The following is a 20285-nucleotide window of genomic DNA, read 5'->3' on the forward strand; positions in this document are numbered from 1 at the left end:
TAACTTACAACTGTGTCGCTTCCTTCTCGTGCCGTGATCCGGCTCATCGGATCGCCGCGGGTGGAGAGCGACGCGGGCGTCGTCGACGTCCGGGCCTTCGGCGGACCTCGGTGTGCGACGGTGTTCTCGTATCTGGCGATGAATCACGGACGCGGTGTGGTGTACGGCGAGCTCGCCTCGGTGATCTGGTCGACCGATCGACCCACCACCTGGTCGTCGGCCGTTCGGAGCGTCCTGTCCAAGGTCCGCGAGCTGCTGGCGACGAGTGCAGCGCTGGCGGGCACCACCGTGTCCAGTCGATCAGGAGCGGTGACACTGACGCTCGGCCCCGCGGTGATCGTGGATCTGGACCTGGCGCGTCGGCACCTGGATCCCGATCACCACTCGGCGGATGCGCGTGCCGATCGCGCCGGTGAGTTGCTCGGCCTGCTCGACGCTCCACCTCTGGACGGCCTGCACGGAACCTGGGCCGACGAGGTTCGCACCGTGTTCGGCCGCATCCGTCTTCGTGCACTGGAGGTGGACGCCGCCGCCTCGCTCGAACTCGGTCGCCACGAGCACGCGCTGGCCCGGGCGCAGGAGCTGCTCGACTCGGACCCTTTCTGCGAGGCCGCCTACCGGGTCGCCATGCGTGCGCACGACGCCCTGGGAAACCGCGCTCGCGCCCTCGGTGTCGCCGAGCGGTGCCGCACCGTGCTGGCCACCGAACTGGGCGTGGAGATGTCCGCGGAGACCCAGCGAGTGTTCGTCGAGTTGCTCCGAGATCCCGACGCGATCGAGGTGACGACACCGTCGTCGTCGCAGATGGTCGTCGTCCCGGCTCGACGAGCGGAGGTGGACCGCGTCGGGGCCACTCCTCCGAGCGATTCGCCCTTGCTCGTGGGACGTACCAGGGAACTCGACGTCATCGCGTCGGCCGTCGAGGCGGCCGCGGGTGGGGCCGGTCAGCTCGTCGTCGTCTCCGGCGACGCCGGCGTCGGCAAGTCGACGGTGGTGACCGCGGCGCTGAACCGTGCCGACTCCGCCGGCGCCGACGTGCTCTACGGGCGGTGCAGCATGGACACGGTCGTCCCGTTCGAACCGTTCATCGACGCACTCGGGCGCGAGAACGACCGGAACGACGATGCTCCCGCCGCCTCCGCCGTCCGCGAGATGCTGACGACCGGGTGGGTCGACACGGATCGGTGGTCGGCCGAGGGACCCGACGCGGATCATCGCGCGATGCTCTCGTCGGCGATGGAACGGTGGTTGACCGGTCCCACCCGTCGTCGGGTGACGGTGTTCGCGATCGACGATCTGCAGTGGGCGTCGCAGGCCACGCTCTCCGTGCTGCGATTCCTCGTACACGCGGCGGGGCGCCATCGCCTCTGTGTGGTCGTGACGATGCGCGGAGCGCAGCTCGACGGTCCTGCGGCGGACCTGCGGTCGGCCCTGCCGCCGTCCTCGGTGCACACGGTGTCGATCCCGGCCCTCACCGTCGAGGACGTGCAGGACTGGACGCGCCGGTGCGGCAGCACCTTGGACCCGATCTGGTTGCACGGCTGGACATCAGGATCACCGATCTTCCTCGAGGCCGTGTTCGACGCGCATCGGCGCGAGCCGGACGGACCGTCACCGGCGTCCCTGGCGGACGCCGTGCTGTGGGTCCTGCACCGCCTGACTCCGACCGCGCGGGAGATCGTGACGCTGTGTGCCGTCGCGGGAGTCAGCGCCACGCGCGTCGTCGTGCGCACCGCGCTCGCCACCCTCGACGACCGTTCCTTCGCTCGGGCGCTCGACGAACTGGCCGCCGCCGGTCTGGTGATCGAGGAACGAGCGCAGGACGTCCTGCACCTACGCCACGCGCTGATCGTCGACGTCGTCGACGCCACGCTGTCCGGGGCCGATCGCGCAGCGGCGCATTCTGCCGTCGCGGCCGCACTCATCGGCTCGGGGGCCACGTCCACCGTCGACGAGCTCGCCAGGACCGCAGGTCACCTCGAACGCGCGCTCGACGCCGACCGGTCGGCGGCAGCGGAGTATCTACGTCGTGCGGGCGAGAGGTCCTACGCCGTCGCGGCGTACGAGGACGCCGCCGAGTTCTTTCAGAGGGCGTCTGAGCGCAGCGTTCCCGGGGGCGACACCCGCGCACGATGCGAACTGTTCATCCGGCAGGGGCGTTCGCAGCGGCGTGCACTGGACCGCGGCTACGGCGCGACCCTGCTGGACGCCGCCGAGATGGCGCGCCGACTGGGCGACCTCGATCTGCTGCTGGACGCGCTCACCGCGGACGTCATCGACGGCATCGCCCTGTTCCAGCTCTACGAACCCGACCCGAGGCGGACGGAGCACCTGCGGACAGGGCTCGATGCTCTCGAGAGGGCGGGTCGCGGTGCTTCCGGCGCTGCCTCCGAGCTCCTGACCCAGATGGTGGAGGAACTGGCATGGACCTCGACCGGATGGTCGGGTCGTGCTGCAGACCTCGCGCGCGCGGCCGACATGGCGCGCGGTGCAAGGGACGACGACGCCCTCGCCCACGCTCTGCGCGCCGTTCTCACCGGCCTGCGGCTGCCTCGCTTCCGGCAGCAGCGGGCCGAGGCGCTCGCCGAGCTGGTGCGACTGGTGGACCTCGGCCCCGGGCACCTCGATCCGTCGCTCGCCGTCACCATGGCGCGGGCGCACATCGAGTCCGGCGAGCCGCGCGAGGCCGCCGCGGCTCTCGACGCCGTGTCGGCCACGCGGCTCGCACTGGACGAGGAGGCCCTCTGGACGGTGCAGTGCATGCGGGTCGGACTTCTCGTCGCGACGGGTGAGTTGCGCCGTGCCGCAAAGGTTCTCGAGGACGACGTTCGCCGCCCGCCGCCGGCGCCGATGGGGCAGCACACGTGGGGCCGGGAGATGAATGCCGTCTTCCTGCTCGGAATGTTCCGAGACGGGCTCGGCGAGTTCGCGGCGATGAAGCGGGACATGGAGCCACTCTTCGAGGCTCTCCCCGCCTATCGAGCAGCCTTCGCGTTGTCCGCCGTGGACAGCGGCGACACGGACGGCGCCCGATCCCTCGTGCAGTGGTTCGAGAACGGCAGACTGGCGGCGCTCTCCGTCGACACCTTGTGGCTCATCACCGTCGTCCTGGCGGCGCGCGCGGCTGCGGCGACGGCATCCACCGCGGTGTGCGAGGACGCGCTCGCACTGCTGGCTCCCTACGCCGATCACACCGTCCTGCTGACTCCCGGTGTCCTCGGAGTCGTTCACCACCATCTCGCCGACCTCTGCGCGGCACTCGGACGGTGGGACGACGCGCACGCTCACGTCCGGCGTGCCCGCGCCGCGCACGCCGCTCGCGGCTATCGGATGTGGGAGGCCGAGAGTGTGCTCCTCGCCGCTCGCATCGCGGTGTCCCGCGGCGAGCCCGTCGACGCGGTCGACGTTCGTGCGGCCTGGTCGACGGCGCGAGAGTGCGAGGCGGCGGTGTTGCTCGACCGTTTCGAGGAGATTCCGCTCGGCCCGGGCACTCCCGACCGACGGCCCCGACAGCCCAGAGGACCACGTCGGACTTGATAGCGTGTCGCTGATCGGGCAGTCGCGCGGCGCAGTGCGTCGTCACCTCAGGAGCAGCAGTGGCGCATCGTTACCGGGTCAGAGAGATCGCGCAACAAGCGGAGTTGAGCGAGGCCACGGTCGACCGTGTGCTCAACGATCGCCCCGGTGTCCGCCCATCGACACGGGAGATGGTGGCGCGGGCGATCGCCGATCTCGACGGCCAACGAGAACAACTGCGGTTCAGTGGACGCAAATACATGCTCGATGTCGTCATGTCTGCGCCCGATCGTTTCTCGAAGACCTTCAAGCGTGCGGTCGAGGCCGAACTGCCGAGTCTCGAACCCGCCACGGTGCGCGCACGGTTTCATCTGCAGGAGAGCGCCACCGCCGAGGCGGTGGTCGCGCGGCTGAACAGGCTGTCGGGCAGCGGATCTCAGGGCGTCATTCTGAAGGCGCCTGCCGTACCGGACGTCGCCGCCGCGGTCGATCGCCTCGTGGCCGCCGGGATTCCCGTGGTGACCTACGTGACCGACATTCCGGGGAGCCGACGGTCCGGGTACGTGGGTATGGACAATCGTGCAGCGGGGGAGACGGCCGCGTATCTGATCACCACGATGATGGCCGATCACCCGGGTGACGTCCTGATCACGCTGAGCAGCAACGCGTTCCACGGCGAGGAGGAGCGGGAGATGGGCTTTCGCACCGCGCTGCGACGGCTACCCGGACCTGTGCGGACGGTCGTCGAGATCGCGGAGAACGACGGGCTCGACGATCGCGTGGAATCGCTGGTTCTCGACGCCCTCGATCGGCACCCCACCATCTCCGCCGTCTACTCGTGTGGCGGCGGGAACTCGGCCATCGTGCGGGCCTTCCGGACGCTGGATCGACCCTGCCGGGTGTTCGTCGCGCACGACCTCGATGCGGACAACCGGGACCTGCTGTATCGCCGACAGATCAGCGCGGTGCTCGAGCACGACATGCGCGCGGACGCCCAGCGTGCGTGTCGGATGGTGCTGCACGCGCGTGATGCCTCGACCGCGGTCCGCGGATCCTCGTCGCCCATCCGCATCGTCACCCCGTTCAACATGCCCTGATCGCGCGAGCGGGTCCCGCCTCGAGGGGAAACTGAGGGTTCGAAGCCTTGTCTCGAGGTGTCCGCGCCCGGCAGGCTCGACCATGACGACAACGGCCATCGGGACCGAGGAGCAGGTATGACCAGCAACATCAGCAGCCACTCGCACCGCGCGGATCGCCTCCGCGCGGCCGACTGCGACATCGAGGAGTTCCGGGCACTGGTGTCCGAGAGCACCCAGCTCGCCGACCACCCCCACGCGTCCGACGTGGTGCAGAACGTGCTCGTGTACGACGGACCGGAGCTCGCGCGGCGGGCGACCGACGACCAGGTGCGCGCCGACATCCAGGACGAACTGGCGAATGCACTCCTGAACGGCCCCGGCATCGTGGTGTTCCGCGGTGCCTTCACGGCCGACCACGCGGTCGCGGAGACCACCCGCACGTACCGGGACGTCATTCGTGGCCAGCGCGAGAGCGGTGTGAGCAACGGTGACCACTTCGCGAAGCCGGGAGCGAACGATCGCATCTGGTCGGCCCTGCAGAAGTTGGCGGTCGCCGAGCCCGAGCAGTTCGCTCGGTACTACGCCAACGACCTCCTGGCGCTGGTGGCGGAGGCGTGGCTCGGGCCGATGTATCAGGTCACGTCCGCCATCAACGTCGTCAATCCCGGTGGCGCCGCTCAGAATCCGCATCGTGACTACCACCTCGGGTTCATGTCGACCGACACGGCCGCGGCGTTCCGGGCGCACATCCACCGCCTGTCACCGGCGCTGACACTGCAGGGAGCGGTGGCGCACTGCGACATGCCGATCGAGAGCGGCCCGACGATGTATCTGCCGCACTCACAGAAGTTCGAGGCCGGCTACATCGCCTTCAACCTCCCCGAGTTCCGGGAGTACTTCGCCGACAACCACGTTCAGCTTCCGCTTCGGGAGGGCGACGCCGTGTTCTTCAATCCGGCGCTGTTCCACGCGGCAGGGCACAACACGTCGACCGACATCTTCAGGATGGCGAACCTGCTGCAGATCTCCTCGCCGTTCGGCCGCGCGCTCGACAGCGTCGACCGGCAGGCGATCGTGTCCGCCCTGTATCCGACGCTGGTGGACTGGGCGGCGCAGGGTCGTGAGCGGGACGTCGCCAACGTGATCGCGGCGTCGGCTGAGGGCTACGCGTTCCCGTCGAACCTGGACCTCGACCAGCCGATCAGCGGTCTGGCGGGGGAGACGCACGCCGAACTGGTGCGGCGCGCGCTGGCGAGCGGGCTCGACGCCGCCGAGTTCGACGCCGCCGCGGCGGATCTGTTCGCCCGCCACCGGGCGTGACTCACACCTCGGTCGCGGTCCCGCAGATTCCGCACACCTCGAGCACGCGCCGCTTCCAGCGTGCGACGGGGATGAAGAAGACGCTGAGCTGCGTGTACTGCCGCATCCGCTCCCACTGGGTGGTGTTGTGGCAGCGGGGGCACGTCCGGGTGCTGCCGGCGCCGAGCGAGGACCGTTTCGTGCCGTATCCGAAGAGGAAGAACATCGGACCAGCCTAGAGGCCACCGAACTCCCATATGTGCGCACGTGCGCACACATGGGTATGGTCGTCGGCATGGCCGTTCTGCAGGTTCGATCCGAGTCCGTTCTCGCGGTCCCGGCGTTTCGCAGGCTCTTCACCGCGCAGGTGGTGGCACTGGTCGGCACCGGTCTGCTCACCGTGGCGCTGGGACTTCTTGCCTACGACATCGCCGGTAGTTCCGCCGGCGCTGTCCTCGGTACGGCGCTGGCCGTCAAGATGGTCGCCTACGTCGGGGTGGCTCCGGTCATGTCCGTGCTCACCGGCCGTCTGCCACGCACGACCGTGCTGGTGTCCGCGGACGTCGTACGGATCGTGATCGCGGTACTGCTGCCGTTCGTGACGCAGGTGTGGCAGGTGTACGTGCTCGTGTTCGTCCTGCAGGCGGCCTCGGCCACCTTCACGCCGACCTTCCAGGCCGTCGTTCCTGCGGTGATCTCCCGCGACGATCAGTACACCCGCGCGCTCTCGCTGTCCCGGCTCGCCTACGACCTCGAGTCGCTGGTGAGTCCGATGCTCGCCGCGGCGCTGCTCACCGTCGTGTCGTATCACTCGCTGTTCGTCGGCACAGCAGTAGGTTTCGCGCTGTCGGCCGTCCTCGTGGTGAACACCCGAATTCCGGACAGAGAGCTCCGGTCCGCCCCGAACGGGGCTCGGTCGTTCGGTGACCGACTCGTGGCCGGAGTGCGCCGCTTCGGTGGCCGTCCGTCGCTTCGGGGGCTGCTCGCACTGAACCTCGTCGTCGCGGCCGGAACGTCGTTGGTGATCGTCAACAGCGTCGTCTACGTGCGCGACATCGTGGGTGGGCCGGCCAGCGCCCTGGCCGTGGCCCTCGGCGTCTTCGGCGGCGGGTCGATGATGGTGGCGTTCGCAGTTCCCCGCATTCTCACCGTCGTCGACGACCGTCGGCTGATGCTCGCCGGTGGTGTGGTCGTCTCTCTCGGGACGACGGGTGCTGTCGCGCTCGCCGCTCTCCGTCCGAACGGTGCCGCGGGCTGGGCGTCACTCGCCGTCGTCTGGGCCGTGCTGGGCGCCGGAACGTCGATGATCTCCACCCCGTCTGCTCGCGTGATCACCCGAGACTCCGACGACGGTGACCGGGACGAGCTCTTCACGGCGCAGTTCTCGCTGTCTCATGCGTGCTTCCTGCTCACCTATCCGGTGGCGGGCTGGGTGGGCGCCGAGGTGAGTCAGGTCGTCGCCGCGTCGATCATCGCCGTCCTCGCTACACTTGCCGCGCTGGGTGCCGGTCGGCTCTGGACTCCGGCATCGACGGTGGGCGCGCCACCGACCGAGTAGACGGAAGCGGCGATATGACGGCATCGGACGAGAAGCGGGCTCACGCGAGTCTCGACCACGCCGACCGCCCGGACCGCGCGCGTCTCGAGGCCGCCGGCGACACGTTCCGCATGCTGTCCGATCCCACTCGGCTGCACCTGCTCTGGACGCTGAGCCACGGCCCCGCCGACGTCACGGCACTCACCGAGGAGACCGGCGCGTCCCGCACCGCGGTGAGTCAGCATCTGGCGAAGCTGCGCTTCGTCGGCATGGTCGAGACCGAACGCAGCGGCCGCAACGTCATCTACCGACTCGCCGACGGCCACCTGGCCCGGCTGGTGCGAGAGGGTCTCAACTTCGCCGATCACACCGTGACCGGCGAGCCTCCGCATCACTGATCGGGTCTAGATCCACCCGTGGCGCCGGGCGATCGCGGATGCCTCGTGGCGATTGGCGGCGCCGAGTTTGGCCGCGGCGGCCGAGAGATAGTTGCGTGCCGTTCCCGGTGAGAGATGTGCGCGCTGGGCGATCTCGGCGATCGTGGCTCCGTCCGCGGCGAATTCGAGCACGTCCGACTCGCGCGGTGTCAACGGCGAATCGCCCGCGCCGATGGCCTCGGCCGCCAGGCTCGGATCGACGTAGCGTCCGCCGCTCACCACCGTGCGCACCACCTCGGCGAGAGTCGCCGCGGACGTGGTCTTCGGGAGGAATCCCCCGACGCCGGCCGAGAGCGCCTTCTTGAGGTATCCGGGCCGGCCGTGGCTGGTGACGATGATCGACCGGCAGTCGGGAAGCAGCGCGGCGATGCGTTGGGCCGTCTCGATACCGTCGATCCCGCCGAGCTGCAGGTCGAGCACCGCGACGTCGGGGGTGGTCCGCGCGGCCTCGGTCACCGCCGCCTCGCCCGAGTCCGCATGTCCCACGACCTCGATGTCGTCCTCCAGATCGAGCATCGTGCCCAGGGCCACCCGAATGAGGTTCTCGTCGTCTGCCAGCAGTACCCGGATCATGGTGTGCCCTTCGTGGGGGATGTCGTCGTCGGTGCGAATTCGACAGCGAGGGTGAAGGTGTCGGCCCCGGCCTCGACGGTGAGGGAACCTCCGACCGCAGCCAGACGCTCACGGAGACCGGCGAGACCGGTGCCGTCGCCCGCACGTTCCGGCGACGTCGGCCGGTCGTTGACGATGCGGAGCCGGTCGTCACCGAACTCGATACGGCAGTAGGTGGCACGCGAGTGGCGCAGGATGTTCGTGACGCCTTCCCGCACCACCCACGCAGCCTGTTCGGCTACTGCGCCGGGGATGTCGGCGACCGTCCCCGTCAGCTCGGTCCGGATGCCGGCGGCGGACAACAGGGACTGGGCGCCGCGGAGTTCCGCCGCGACGTCGACGGAACGGTAGCCGCGCACCAGCTCCCGAGCGTCGGTCATCGACTCCCGGGCGAGCACACGTACCTCGTCCATCTGCGCGGCAGCTCGGTCGTCTCCTCGCCGAGCCAGCGCGGCGGCGAGCTCGCTCTTGACCGCGATGGCGGACAGCGCGCGACCGACGACGTCGTGCAGGTCCCGGGAGAAGCGCAGTCGTTCCTCGGCGACCGACAGGGCGGCGGCGGCGTCGCGGGTGGTGGCCAGCTCGGTGACGATGCGCAGCAACCACATCGACAGGCGCACCGTGGTGGCCATGGCGACGATGCAGAAGGCCAGGAGTGTGATCTCGAGGGCGGTCGAGCCCGATGCGGCGGCGACCACCGGGGCGACCACCGCGGCGCCGAGAGACCAGCGCAGGTCCACCAGTGCCGCGATCGGTGTCGTCACCAGGATGGCCACCCACAGGAGGTTCGGTGCGGCGCCCACCACGACGAGCACGGCGGCCGCTGCGATCTGTACGCACAACGGTGCCCGGACGTCCGCACTCGAGGCGCCACCGAGTGCGGGAATACGGTGCAGGACAACGAGTGCAGACACCACGCACACCAGCGCGGCGGCGGTCGAGACCGCGTCACCCGCCCGCGCCGAGGCCGCCATCGAGGCCACCGCGACCGCGACGACGACGAGCTGGAAGGACTGCCGGGTGTAGGTGCGGACCTTCTCGACGTCGCTGCTGCCCCGCCAGCCGAGTGTCGGGTCGAGATGATCGCGCAGTCTCATGGTCTCCAGCCTTGCAGATCGGACGGTCGGTGGCGGGACGTCAGGAGCGCGGTTCCCAGCGGAAGTGGGTCCGGGCGATCAGGACGCTGCCCGCGATCCAGGCGAGCATGACGAGAGCCGGCTGACCAGCCTCCGCGAACGTCGACGCGAAGCCCACCGAGTCGGCGCCACCGGCGGCATCACCCACCGAGGTGGTGCCGAACCACCCGAGGTTCAAAAGATCGCTGACCGCGGCCATCGGTGTCAGAGCCACCATGTCGGCGAGGGACTCGGGTACCACGTCGCGCAGGAGTGACGATCCGAGCATCGCCAGCAGGATGACGGGCAGGCTGGTGATCTGTGCTGCTTCCGCGTTGCGGGTGAAGGCGGACGTGATGAGGGCCAGTGCGGCGAAGAGCGCCGCACCACCGACCAGTGCCGCCGCGATGAGCAGGACGTTGACGGGAGTGCCGCCGCCGAGGACCACCACGACCACGCCGACGATCACTCCGAGGAGGAGTGTCAGGAGGAACGACGGCACCGCGGGTCCGAGAAGGATCTGTGCGTCCGTGCTCTCCCCGGTGCGGAGACGTTTGAGCACCAACTCGTCTCGACGCGTCGCGTAGACCGACAGGAGGTTGTAGTAGACCAGGAACACCAGCAGGAACAGGGCGAAGATCTCCAGCGCGGCCGACACGCCGGCGTCGGTGAGCCCACCGTCTCGACCCGCGACGACCAGAAGGACGATCGGCAGGACGAGGGGCATGACCAGAGCGTTGAAGAGAAGGACGCGGTTGCGTCCGAGGAGCGTGAATTCCGCTCGGGACAGTGCGGTCATCGTACTCATGCCGTGATCACCTCGGGGTCGTCGAATGTGTCTGCGATGGAGAGGAACACGGTCTCGAGGGACGCGGCTCGCGCGTCGAGACCGTGCAGGGTGACGCCGCTGTCGCGGGCCCACACGAGCAGCTCGGTCAGCGTCTCCTGTACCGAGTTCGTCGTGATCGACACCGTGTCGCCCTTCCGGTCGACGTCGGCTCCCGGGAGTTGCGGCAGTGCGGTCCGCGGGTCCTTCAGCTCGATGCGCGCCGGGTGACCGGCGACCACGTCGTCGACCGTTCCGCTGCGAACGACGCTGCCGCGGTGCATGATCGCCAACCGATCGCACAGCGATTCCGCCTCGTCGAGATAGTGCGTGGTGAGCATGATGGTCACCCCGGAGTTCTTGAGCTCCTGAATGAGCTGCCACGTGTTGCGCCGACTCTCGGGATCGAGTCCGGTGGTCGGTTCGTCCAGGAACAGGACTCGCGGTCGGCTGATGATCGCGCAGGCGAGATCGAGACGACGCTGCTCGCCGCCCGACAGAAACTTCACTCGGGTGTCCGCACGGGCTTCGAGATCGACGCGCGCCAGGACGTCGTCGACAGGCAGTGGATCGCTGCACGTGCCGGCCCACATCCGCAGGCTCTCGGCCGCGGTCAGGTCCTGCGGTAGTCCACCCTTCTGCAGCATGATGCCCAGGGCGGGCCGGACCTTTCTCCGATCCGCGACGGGGTCGAGTCCCAGGATGCGGACCGTGCCCTCGCTGGGGCGCGACAGACCCTGGATGACTTCCAGAGTCGACGTCTTGCCGGCGCCGTTGGTGCCGAGCAGTCCGAACAGTTCGCCCTCCGCGATGTCGAGGTCGAGGTTGCGGACCGCGTCGTACGCTGTCTTGCCGGAGCCGTAGCGGCGGGTCATTCCCGACACCTCGATGACGGTCATGACGCTCGCCCCCAGTGCCGACGCCCGACGGCGACGCGGACGGCGAGGAACGCGGCGACGACGGCAGCCGCTGCCACGGTCGGCACCGAGACTCCGACGATCGCGATCAGCACCGCGATGAGGGCCACCGAGATGACGGCCACCACCAGTTCGCGGGCCGGGGTCGGCGCGGGTCCGATCTCCATGAGGTCGGTGAAGAGGTTTCCTTCGTCTGGTTGCTTCATGAGAACAATTCTTCGGATCATGCGGCAGGACCGGCAGTGCCAGGATGCATCGGTCGAGGTGACACCGTCACGGTCGAGCGATGACAAACGTCATGAACCGGACGGCCGAGTAGCGTGTCGACCATGAACGGATGGTTCGTCGTCGCGCTGCTCGGGGTGCTCGGTCTGGCGGCGATCGTTCTCGGCGGCGCCGACGATTCACCGGGACTCCAGTTTCTCGGGCTGATCCTCGTCGTCAGCGCGGTCGTGACGGCGGTTCGCCGTCGCCGTATCTCCTGATCGCACCCTCCCCTCGATTCTCGTCGCGAGTTCATGGTGGCACTTGTTGAACGTGTTCAACTTCGCTACGGTCGTTGTTGAACACGTTCAAGACGGGAGTCCGACAATGGTGCGAGACACGGCGACGCGGGAGCGGTTGGTGGAGGTGGCGCTTCGACTCTTCCGAGAGGACGGGTTCCAGGCGACCACGATGCGGCGCATCGCGACCGAGGCGGGCGTCTCGCTGGGCAATGCCTACTACTACTTCGCCGGCAAGGACGAGTTGGTCCACGAGCTGTATCTCGTCGTCCAACGCGAGCATCGGACCCGCGCGATACCCCTGCTCCGTGACGGCGCCTCGCTGGCGGACAACCTCTCGGCGGTGCTGCACGCCGGTCTCGACGTGATGCACCCTTACCGAAGCTTCGGCGGCTCGTTCCTCCAGTCGGCGCTTCCCCTGCAGTCGACCTCCAGTCCCTTCTCGCCCGAATCGTCCGCCGCGCGAGACATGGCCGTGGACCTCATGCGACTGACTCTGCAGAAGTCCAAGCAGCGCGGACCGGCATCGCTGGAGAGTCGTCTCCCCACGTTGCTGTGGGTCGCGTACCTGGGTGTGACCCTGCACTGGGTCACGGACGGATCCGTCGACCAACGCCGCACCCGCGCGCTCGTCGACGGTCTCGTTCCCGTCGTCACGAAGACGATCAGCCTGTCCCGACTGCCGGTCGCGCGAGGACTGCTCGGCGACATCGTCGGGCTGGTGGACACCATGACATCCGAGAAGGGAAGCGGGCGATGACGAGAGACGTACGGACCGTCGTGATCTGTGGAGCGACGGGATACATCGGGCAGTACCTCGCGAGGGCGTATCGGGACCGGGGAATCGACGTGAGATCCGTGGGCCGCGGCGCCGTCAACGACGCGTCGTGGTCGGATCGTGACCGGTTGACCCGTGTCCTCGACGGAGCCGACATGGTGATCAATCTGGCGGGCCGTTCGGTGAGCTGCCGCTACACCAAGAGTACCGCCGACGTCATCTTCTCCTCGCGGGTGGAGACGACGGCCGCACTGGGCCAGGCCCTCTCGCGTGTGGACCGCGCTCCGGACGTGTGGTTCAACGCCAGCACCGGAACCATCTACCGCGATGCTCGTGACCGGCCGATGACGGAGCGGGACGGGGACGTGGGGACGGGTTTCTCCGTCGAGGTGGCCCGCGCGTGGGAGCGCGAACTGTTCGACGCGCCCACCGGCGTCCGCAAGATCGCTCTGCGCATGGCGATCGTCCTGGGTGCCGGTGGCGGCGCCGTCAACCCCCTCATCGATCTGGCGCGGCTCGGACTCGGCGGCCGGATGGGTGACGGCACACAGATGTTCAGCTGGATCCACGTCGCGGACGTGCTCCGGTCCATCGACCATCTGTACGCGCGCGAGGACATCGCGGGACCGGTGAACCTCGCGACACCGTTCGCCGTGGACAACGCCACCATGATGCGCGAGGTCCGACGTCACCTGGGACGGTCACGAGGTGTCGCGACCCCCGCATGGTTGCTGCACGCCGGCGCCGCTGTCATCCGCACCGAACCGGAACTGGTCCTGAAGAGTCGGTGGGTGGATCCCGAGGTGTTGCGGCGCAGTGATTTCGAGTTCGAGTATCCGCGCCTGGGTCCGGCGTTGGAGCAGATCGCTCGCCACACGTCCCGCGGTCTGCTGCCGGTCGCCCTGGGCTGACGCGACGTCGTACGCGCCGTTTCCGCCGACGGTCCGCGGGTAGCCGACACCGACGCGATCCGTGCGACGAAGGAGCAGCGATGACGACCGTGACGGACCTATTGGCCACCCATCCCCTCGATGGTGATCGTGCACTGGTGGCGGCCTGTGTGGAGGCGTGTCTCGACTGTTCGACGGCGTGCACCGTCTGTGCCGACGCCTGCCTCGCCGAGGATTCCGTCGCGCGACTCAGGTCGTGCATTCGACTCGATCAGGACTGCGCCGACCTGTGTGCCGCGACCGCCCGGATCATCACGCGGAGCGGTGCCCGGTCCGAGACGGCACGCGCCGCGCTGATCGCCTGTGCGTCCGCGTGCGACGACTGTGCCGACGAGTGCGCCCGGCATGCGGGGATGCACCAGCACTGCGCCGCGTGTGCGGACGCATGTCGGCGATGCGCGCGGGCGTGCCGCGACCTGCTGGCCGCGCCGGGCACACCGATGTGAGGAGCCGGCGAGGAACAAGCACATCGGGTTTCCGTCACCTCCGGTGTTCGGTGACGCGGTCGGGCACGGGTACCGCGGTCGGACCGACCGAAACTCCCCGATCGAGGATCTGACGGCGTGTTTCGACGCGACGATCGCGGGAACACGGGCGCCGCAGCACCACCGTCGGGTGGGGCTCGGTTGTCCGGTGACCCGTGGAGGAACTCAGTGTCGGATCTTCAGCCGTTCTACGACGACGTCCAAGCTCACTACGACCTCTCGGACGAGTTCTTCAGGCTCTCCCTCGATCCGACGCAGACCTACAGCTGTGCGTACTTCGAGCGCGAGGACATGACACTCGAGGAAGCGCAGCTCGCGAAGATCGACCTGTCGCTGTCCAAGTGCGACCTCCGTCCAGGCATGCGTCTGCTCGATGTCGGCTGCGGGTGGGGCGCGACGCTTCGGCGAGCGGTGGAGAAGTACGACGTGAACGTCGTCGGTCTGACCCTGAGCAGGAACCAGTACGAGCACGTGTCGGCGATGCTGAACGGGCTCGACACGGGACGCACCACCGAGGTGCGGCTGCAGGGGTGGGAGGAGTTCGACGAGCCGGTCGATCGCATCGTCAGCATCGGCGCCTTCGAGCACTTCACCTCCCCCCGCTACGACGACTTCTTCGCCCGCACCTACTCGATCCTGCCCGGGGACGGCCGGATGATGCTGCACACCATCGTGCAACTCGGCCGCGACATGTTCCGGCAGAAGTCGCGCGTGACGCGGGCGGACATGGACTTCGCCGACTTCATCGGCCGCGAGATCTTTCCCGGCGGCGAGCTCCCGATCCCGCAGGTGGTGATCGAGAAGGGCGAGCGAGCCGGCTTCCGCGTGGAGAAGGTCCAGTCGCTGCAACAGCACTACGCTCGAACGCTCGATCTGTGGTCGGCCGCGCTGGAGGCGAGAAAGGACGAAGCCGTCGCCATCGCCGGCGAGGCGATGTACCAGACCTACATGCGGTACCTGCCCGGCTGCGCCGACTTCTTCCGGCGTGAACTGATCGACGTCCGCCAGTTCACGATGGTGAAGTAGACGCCGTCGCCTGGTCGGGGGCGTCGATCTCCGCGATCACGACGCCGATGTCGTCGGCGCTGTAGGGAAGTCCGAGGACATCCGTCAGAGCGGCAGCTGCCCGGCTCGCGACGAGATCGCCGGCCTCCTGGAGATCCGTGCCGTAGGCGGCGATCACCGTCACCAGACCGCCCGTGCACCGGTGACCCTCGGTGTAGAGCGAGATGTCGGCGGGCTCTGTGCCCGCCACCTCGGCGACGGCGCTGCGGACGGCGATACGTACGACGACGTCACTGACCCGAAGGGTGTCCGCGTCGACGTCCACTCCCTCGACGACGCCCTCGACGACGCCCTCGTCGGGGTAGCGGGCGTCGAGGGGCCACGTCCGGACCCCGACGGCTCGCACGCGTGAGAGGGCGGCGGCGCTGATGTCCACCCACCCGTGGACGGGCGCGTCGCGCAGCACGCTCGCGGCTCGACGGAGCGTCGAATCCGTCTGCGGCGGTGTCGAATCAGGCTGACCCGACGTCATCTCCACGTCTCCAATCGTGTCTCGAGTGTGGCGCGTGCACGCGTGAGGTGGCCGCGGACGGCACCGGGGGAGAGGGCCATGACCGTGCCGATCTCGGTGTGCTTCATGCCCTCGACCTCACGGAGCAACCAGCAGGCCCGCTGGCGATACGGTAGCTCAGCGAGGGCATCGTCCAACGCGGACAGGAAGTCGGCGTCGGACACGGTGCGCGACGGGTCGTCCCTCGGGTCCTGGCTCGGCCTCTCGAACACCCAGTCCTCGACGGGCGCGATGCTGCGGCGCCGCCGATGATCCGTCACCTTGTGGGAGACGACGCTGAACAACCAGGTGCGCAGCGACGAGTCGGAACGGAAGTGGCGCAGTCCGCGCCAGGCGTCGACCAACGCGTCCTGGACGATGTCCTCGGCAGCGCCTCGGTCGGACAGGAGGTGGGTTGCGTAGCGCAGCATGTCCGGTCCGAGTCGGCGCACGATCTCCTCGAACGCGCGTCGGTCGCCCATGCCCGCGGCGGCGGCGAGGGCGCGATCGCCGAGCTCGCGGTGGTCGGCGGCGAACGTCGGACGAGTGGACGTGTCGCGGTCCGCCGACGGTGCTGCGATGGACGGGAGGCTGACATCACCGGCCACGTCGGGACTGCCGGGATCGGGCGCGATCGACGGACGACTGAGCACTGTTCCCCCCGAACCGCCGTCGGAGTGACCCACCCCGAAGATTGATGAAGCAACTAATTTCCCCGACGTGACTGTTCCCGCGCAGGATCACGCGCAAACCGATGTGATGCGCATCACTTGATTTCCGACGTGCGTTTTCGTGGTGAGGACCCGACTCAATGACTGTGACGAGCCGTCACAGTCCAGAGAGAGGACCTGAAGTGAACGCCCCGCAGACTGCGACAGGAAACGCCGTGAGGACGTCCGTCGCATCGACCGTCGACCACAGTGACGACCGAGCCGACCGCAGAGATCGCGGCCGCACAGTCGTCGCGGATGCCGTGGTCGCCACCGTCGCCGGCATCGCCGCACGAGAGGTACCGGGCCTCCACGCCCTGGAACCGGCCGGTTCTCGTGCGCTGGACGTACTCCGGTCCGCAGTGGGCGTCGACGGGGCGAGGCACACACAGGGGGTGTCGGTCGAGGTGGACGACCGCACCGCAGTCGTCTCGCTCGATCTGGTGGCGGACTACGGAATATCCATCGCCGACGTCGCAGCGGACGTCCGCCGCAACGTCTCCAGTGCGGTGACGGCACTGACCGGACTCACCTGCAGCCGCGTCGACGTCGTCGTGCACGACGTGCAGGTCGGTGGCCACCGCACGGCCGCCTGACCACAGTCTCGTCCGACCACACACACCGACTCGCGCTCCGCGGGCCGGTCGAAGAGAGGAACCATGATGACCACGATCGAGAAACGCACCGACGAGGTGCGCGCATGAGCGCCCGTCGGAGCCTGTCCAGCCGACTCTTCGAGGGCCTGGGCCGCGTGACGTGGGGCTACGCCAAGCGCAAGATCGACGAGCGCCGCACCCGACGAGGAGGACGACGATGACCAAGTTCACCGTCTACATCGCCGAGGCCATCGGCACCGCCGTTCTCGTGATCGGAGGTGTGGGCACCGCCGTCCTGGCGGGCGACGACGTCGGCACCACCGGAATCGCGCTCGCCTTCGGCCTGACACTGCTCGCGATGGTGTTCGTGCTCGGACCCGTGTCCGGTTGCCACATCAACCCGGCGGTCACGCTCGCGTTCCTCGTCACCGGCCGCATGACGGCCGCCCGCGCCGCCGGATACGCCGCCGCACAGGTGATCGGCGGACTCGTCGGCGCCCTGGTGGTCTACGCCATGGCGACGGGTCGACCCGGATACGACCGGACGGTCGACGGTCTCGGCGCCAACGGATACGGCGACGCCTCGGCAGGAAACTACTCGCTTCTCGCCGTCGCGATCGTGGAGATCGTGGCAACGGCAGTTCTCGTGCTGGTCGTACTCGGCGTGACAGGGCCGCATTCCGTTGCGGCAGCCGGGGTTCCGATCGGACTGACGCTCGCGTTCGTGCATCTGCTCGCCATCGGGGTCGACTCGACGTCGGTCAACCCGGCGCGCTCCATCGGGCCTGCGCTGATCGCCGGCGGAAGCGCACTCTCGCAACTGTGGGTGTTCCTGGTCTTCCCGTTGATCGGTGGTGTGGTCGGTGCACTCGCCTACAAGGCCGTGCGGCCCGCCGAGGCGGTCGCCGCGCACTGACTCTCGTGTGCGACGAGCCCGTTGCTCGCCGGGTGCACCCGGGGCATGATGCGACGGTCGGTCGTGGGGGCCGTCGCACATGGGGGTGGGTCATGAACACGGTTCGTCGTACGCCAGGTCTGCGCGCGATCCTGGACGACTATCGACGCTGGCGCGCGATCGGGCCGGGCGGGCTCCCAGACAATCCGGTCGGCTGGGTGGTCATGACCGCTCTACGCCCCCTCTGTCGAGAGACCATTCGACTGCGCGACAACGATATCCGGGCCGCCGTCGGTGCGCTCGAGTTGCCGGACCGCGGCAGTCGACCCGTCATGGCACCGTTCCCGATCCCGCACCGGCAGGTGGTGTCCGACGGCGATCCCGTCAGTGTCCGGTCGTTGCAGGATCACCTGACGATCCTGAGCTCCACCGACGGATGCCACAGCGCGCGTAGCCATCTGGAACGTCGAGGCGACGCGCTCCACGTCGATCACCCGCGCAGCGCCGCCGCTCGGCGTGCTCGCGGAGAGATCGCCCACGTGCACGACGCGCAGGGGTCGATGCACGTGGTCGCCGATCCGCGGGACGTCGCCGAGATCGTCTCGCGTGGCTGGGGAGAGCGGCATCCGCTGGCCGGGCGTTCCCTCGTGGGACTGCCGGACAGCTATCTCTACCTCTACGCACCTCGGAACGAGGCAGAGCAGCAGCAGCTGCGGCGCATCGTGGACCGGGCGATCGTCTCTGCTGGAACGTGATCGGTTCCCGGGGTCACGGGCCGTGCGGTGTCCAGACTTCGACGACACCGGCGCTCGTCGGCGGCACGCGCACCTAGTCTGAGCGCCATGAGATTCGACGAGTATCGGGCCCACGACGCGACCGGGCTCGCCCAGCTGGTCGCGTCCGGCGACGTGACGGCCGCGGAGTTGGTCGAGGTCGCGATCGCGCGAGCGCGCGAGGTGGATCCCACCCTGAACGCCCTCGTGCAGTGGCAGGAGGATGCCGCGCGAGTGCGGGCCGCGGGCGCCTTGTCCGGTCCGATGGCGGGAGTGCCGTTCCTGCTCAAGGATCTCTTCCAGGCTCAGGCCGGGATCGTCGAGACGTCGGGGTCACGCTCGGGGGCGTCGTCCAGGCCCCGGGTCACGGACACCGTGGTGCAACGGTGGCTCGACGCCGGGGTCGTCGTCCTGGGCCGCACGGCCGTACCCGAATTCGGCGCCAAGGGAGTCACCGAGCCGCAGGCGCACGGTGCGACCCGCAACCCGTGGGATCCCGCCCGCACACCCGGTGGCTCCTCCGGTGGTTCGGCCGCCGCGGTGGCGTCGGGCATCGTGCCCGTCGCCGGCGCCAGTGACGGCGGCGGCTCCATCCGCATCCCCGCGGCGTACTGCGGCCTGTTCGGACTCAAGCCTGGCCGGGCAGTCGTCCCTGCCGGGCCCCGCGCCGGGGAGATGCTCTTCGGGAGCGCCGTCACCGGTGTGCTCACCCGCTCCGTGCGCGACTCGGCCGCGTTCCTCGACATCGTGCGCGGCGCGGACGACGACGCGCCCTTCGAGTTCGCGGCCCCGTCGACGCCCCATGTGGAGGCACTCGGCCGGCCGGGTCCTCGGCTTCGGATCGGGGTCGCGGCGCGATCGGCGCTGAACGACGCACCCCACCCGGACGTCCTCGCCGCGCTCGACCGCGCCCGCGACCTGCTCGTCGAACTGGGCCACACCGTCGAGGAGGTCGCCTCGCCGTTCGACGAGGAGCAGCTGGCCAGAGACTTCCTCGTGCCGTGGTTCGTCCACCTCGCCGCCGAGGTGTCGTCCGCGTCGGCCACGGCGCGGCCCACCACGACGGAGTTCGAACTCGACACGCTGGTCGTCGCCGAGATCGGGCGCGCCACGAGAGCGGTGGATCACGATGCGGCGCTGGCACGCTGGCAGGACCACGTCCGCGCCATCGCTGCATTCCACCGCCGCTTCGATCTGCTCATGACACCCACGACGGCGGGTCCCGCGCCGCTGATCGGCGCCTTCGACACCCCGTTCGTCGAGAGGGTGGGCGCCCGGCTCGCGCTCGCGCTGCGACTCGGACCGATTCTCGGACGGCTCGGCGCGGTGCAGGACGCGGTGATGCGCAGCCTGTCCGCTGTCCCGTACACGCAATCGGCCAATCTGACCGGGCGGCCGGCGATGAGTGTTCCGCTCTCGGCGACAGTCGACGGTCTGCCCGTCGGCGTGCACTTCCTGGCGCCACCGGGTGGGGAGACTCGGCTGCTGGTGCTCGCCGCGGAGCTCGAGGTGGCGCGGCCGTGGTTCGACAGGATCCCCGCGGACGTGGTCAGTGAGCGAGTCGGATGACGCCGTCGACGATCTCCACCTGCGCGGTGGTGAGCGGTACGGCGCGTCCGACGGCGGCCACCACTGCGGAGTAGGGCGGGAAACCGAAGATCACTCCCTTGGGCCCGGACACCATGGACCCGTCGGTCACGTC

Annotated in this window: 23 protein-coding genes; 14 read left to right on the plus strand and 9 right to left on the minus strand. The window is 69.0% G+C overall.

Annotation, left to right across the window (positions count from 1 at the left end; genetic code table 11):
• Window positions 1–12 precede the first annotated feature (12 nt).
• From ASG69_RS18125 to ASG69_RS18135, 3 genes are all read left to right on the plus strand, one after another.
• Window positions 13–3537 (plus strand): AAA family ATPase, encoded by a 3525-nt coding sequence (locus ASG69_RS18125; RefSeq protein ID WP_156380578.1) that lies wholly within the window; start codon window positions 13–15, stop codon window positions 3535–3537.
• A gap of 59 nt (window positions 3538–3596) precedes the next feature.
• Window positions 3597–4613, plus strand: coding sequence for a LacI family DNA-binding transcriptional regulator (locus tag ASG69_RS18130; protein ID WP_027505574.1), 1017 nt, complete (start codon window positions 3597–3599; stop codon window positions 4611–4613).
• A gap of 117 nt (window positions 4614–4730) precedes the next feature.
• The gene (locus tag ASG69_RS18135; protein WP_056448674.1) at window positions 4731–5915 is read left to right on the plus strand and encodes a phytanoyl-CoA dioxygenase family protein; all 1185 of its coding nucleotides are present in this window, start codon (window positions 4731–4733) and stop codon (window positions 5913–5915) included.
• Window position 5916: 1 nt separating this feature from the next.
• Here ASG69_RS18135 and ASG69_RS18140 read toward each other — a convergent pair whose 3' ends face one another.
• Window positions 5917–6120 (minus strand): zinc-ribbon domain-containing protein, encoded by a 204-nt coding sequence (locus ASG69_RS18140; protein ID WP_027505576.1) that lies wholly within the window; start codon window positions 6118–6120, stop codon window positions 5917–5919.
• 69 nt (window positions 6121–6189) lie between these two features.
• Between ASG69_RS18140 and ASG69_RS18145 the strand changes: the two genes are divergently transcribed.
• Window positions 6190–7452, plus strand: coding sequence for an MFS transporter (locus tag ASG69_RS18145; protein WP_056448962.1), 1263 nt, complete (start codon window positions 6190–6192; stop codon window positions 7450–7452).
• Between the two features lie 14 nt (window positions 7453–7466).
• Window positions 7467–7829: an ArsR/SmtB family transcription factor gene (locus tag ASG69_RS18150; protein WP_027505578.1), complete on the plus strand. Its 363-nt coding sequence runs from the start codon at window positions 7467–7469 to the stop codon at window positions 7827–7829.
• Window positions 7830–7835: 6 nt separating this feature from the next.
• Here ASG69_RS18150 and ASG69_RS18155 read toward each other — a convergent pair whose 3' ends face one another.
• The 5 genes from ASG69_RS18155 to ASG69_RS18175 are packed head-to-tail and all read right to left on the minus strand — an operon-like array spanning window position 7836 to window position 11544.
• Window positions 7836–8441: a response regulator transcription factor gene (locus ASG69_RS18155; RefSeq protein ID WP_056448671.1), complete on the minus strand. Its 606-nt coding sequence runs from the start codon at window positions 8439–8441 to the stop codon at window positions 7836–7838.
• Window positions 8438–9577 (minus strand): sensor histidine kinase, encoded by a 1140-nt coding sequence (locus ASG69_RS18160; protein ID WP_056448668.1) that lies wholly within the window; start codon window positions 9575–9577, stop codon window positions 8438–8440. The genes ASG69_RS18155 and ASG69_RS18160 overlap by 4 nt, the downstream gene beginning before the upstream one ends.
• A gap of 40 nt (window positions 9578–9617) precedes the next feature.
• Window positions 9618–10403, minus strand: coding sequence for an ABC transporter permease (locus ASG69_RS18165; protein WP_056448665.1), 786 nt, complete (start codon window positions 10401–10403; stop codon window positions 9618–9620).
• Entirely contained in the window at window positions 10400–11320 is a 921-nt protein-coding gene (locus ASG69_RS18170; RefSeq protein WP_056448663.1) for an ABC transporter ATP-binding protein, read from the minus strand. The genes ASG69_RS18165 and ASG69_RS18170 overlap by 4 nt, the downstream gene beginning before the upstream one ends.
• Window positions 11317–11544 carry a hypothetical protein gene (locus ASG69_RS18175; RefSeq protein WP_056448660.1) on the minus strand — a complete coding sequence of 76 codons (228 nt, stop codon included), beginning with the start codon at window positions 11542–11544 and terminating at the stop codon, window positions 11317–11319. Before ASG69_RS18175 ends, ASG69_RS18170 begins: the two co-directional genes overlap by 4 nt.
• A gap of 123 nt (window positions 11545–11667) precedes the next feature.
• Here ASG69_RS18175 and ASG69_RS22910 point away from each other — a divergent pair, with 123 nt between their 5' ends.
• From ASG69_RS22910 to ASG69_RS18195, 5 genes are all read left to right on the plus strand, one after another.
• Window positions 11668–11823 carry a hypothetical protein gene (locus ASG69_RS22910; protein ID WP_197027779.1) on the plus strand — a complete coding sequence of 52 codons (156 nt, stop codon included), beginning with the start codon at window positions 11668–11670 and terminating at the stop codon, window positions 11821–11823.
• Between the two features lie 106 nt (window positions 11824–11929).
• Window positions 11930–12601: a TetR family transcriptional regulator gene (locus ASG69_RS18180; RefSeq protein WP_056448656.1), complete on the plus strand. Its 672-nt coding sequence runs from the start codon at window positions 11930–11932 to the stop codon at window positions 12599–12601.
• The gene (locus ASG69_RS18185; protein ID WP_056448653.1) at window positions 12598–13530 is read left to right on the plus strand and encodes a TIGR01777 family oxidoreductase; all 933 of its coding nucleotides are present in this window, start codon (window positions 12598–12600) and stop codon (window positions 13528–13530) included. The genes ASG69_RS18180 and ASG69_RS18185 overlap by 4 nt, the downstream gene beginning before the upstream one ends.
• An 80-nt stretch (window positions 13531–13610) precedes the next feature.
• A complete protein-coding gene (locus ASG69_RS22270) occupies window positions 13611–14015 on the plus strand; it encodes a four-helix bundle copper-binding protein (protein ID WP_082544685.1) in 405 nt (134 codons plus the stop codon).
• A 207-nt stretch (window positions 14016–14222) separates the two neighbouring features.
• On the plus strand, window positions 14223–15080 hold the full coding sequence (locus ASG69_RS18195) for a cyclopropane mycolic acid synthase family methyltransferase (RefSeq protein WP_056448647.1): 858 nt from the start codon (window positions 14223–14225) through the stop codon (window positions 15078–15080).
• On the opposite strand, the gene ASG69_RS18200 is transcribed toward ASG69_RS18195, so the two are convergent.
• Window positions 15064–15597, minus strand: a complete 534-nt coding sequence (locus ASG69_RS18200; RefSeq protein WP_056448644.1) for a hypothetical protein — start codon at window positions 15595–15597, stop codon at window positions 15064–15066. The two genes, ASG69_RS18195 and ASG69_RS18200, sit on opposite strands and share 17 nt — an antisense overlap.
• Window positions 15588–16262 (minus strand): RNA polymerase sigma factor, encoded by a 675-nt coding sequence (locus ASG69_RS18205; RefSeq protein WP_231476307.1) that lies wholly within the window; start codon window positions 16260–16262, stop codon window positions 15588–15590. The genes ASG69_RS18200 and ASG69_RS18205 overlap by 10 nt, the downstream gene beginning before the upstream one ends.
• Before the next feature lie 233 nt (window positions 16263–16495).
• Between ASG69_RS18205 and ASG69_RS18210 the strand changes: the two genes are divergently transcribed.
• The 4 genes from ASG69_RS18210 (at window position 16496) to ASG69_RS18225 (ending at window position 20152) form a co-directional block, all read left to right on the plus strand.
• Window positions 16496–16915 (plus strand): Asp23/Gls24 family envelope stress response protein, encoded by a 420-nt coding sequence (locus ASG69_RS18210; protein ID WP_162246786.1) that lies wholly within the window; start codon window positions 16496–16498, stop codon window positions 16913–16915.
• A gap of 217 nt (window positions 16916–17132) precedes the next feature.
• Complete coding sequence (locus tag ASG69_RS18215; RefSeq protein ID WP_037185699.1) at window positions 17133–17831, plus strand: aquaporin; 699 nt, start codon at window positions 17133–17135, stop codon at window positions 17829–17831.
• A 92-nt stretch (window positions 17832–17923) separates the two neighbouring features.
• Complete coding sequence (locus tag ASG69_RS18220; RefSeq protein ID WP_056448638.1) at window positions 17924–18565, plus strand: luciferase domain-containing protein; 642 nt, start codon at window positions 17924–17926, stop codon at window positions 18563–18565.
• A gap of 87 nt (window positions 18566–18652) precedes the next feature.
• Complete coding sequence (locus ASG69_RS18225; RefSeq protein WP_056448636.1) at window positions 18653–20152, plus strand: amidase; 1500 nt, start codon at window positions 18653–18655, stop codon at window positions 20150–20152.
• Here ASG69_RS18225 and ASG69_RS18230 read toward each other — a convergent pair.
• A complete protein-coding gene (locus tag ASG69_RS18230) occupies window positions 20133–20282 on the minus strand; it encodes a hypothetical protein (RefSeq protein ID WP_235579003.1) in 150 nt (49 codons plus the stop codon). The two genes, ASG69_RS18225 and ASG69_RS18230, sit on opposite strands and share 20 nt — an antisense overlap.
• Window positions 20283–20285: the final 3 nt, after the last annotated feature.

The organism is Rhodococcus sp. Leaf225 (assembly GCF_001426145.1).
GTDB lineage: Bacteria > Actinomycetota > Actinomycetes > Mycobacteriales > Mycobacteriaceae > Rhodococcoides.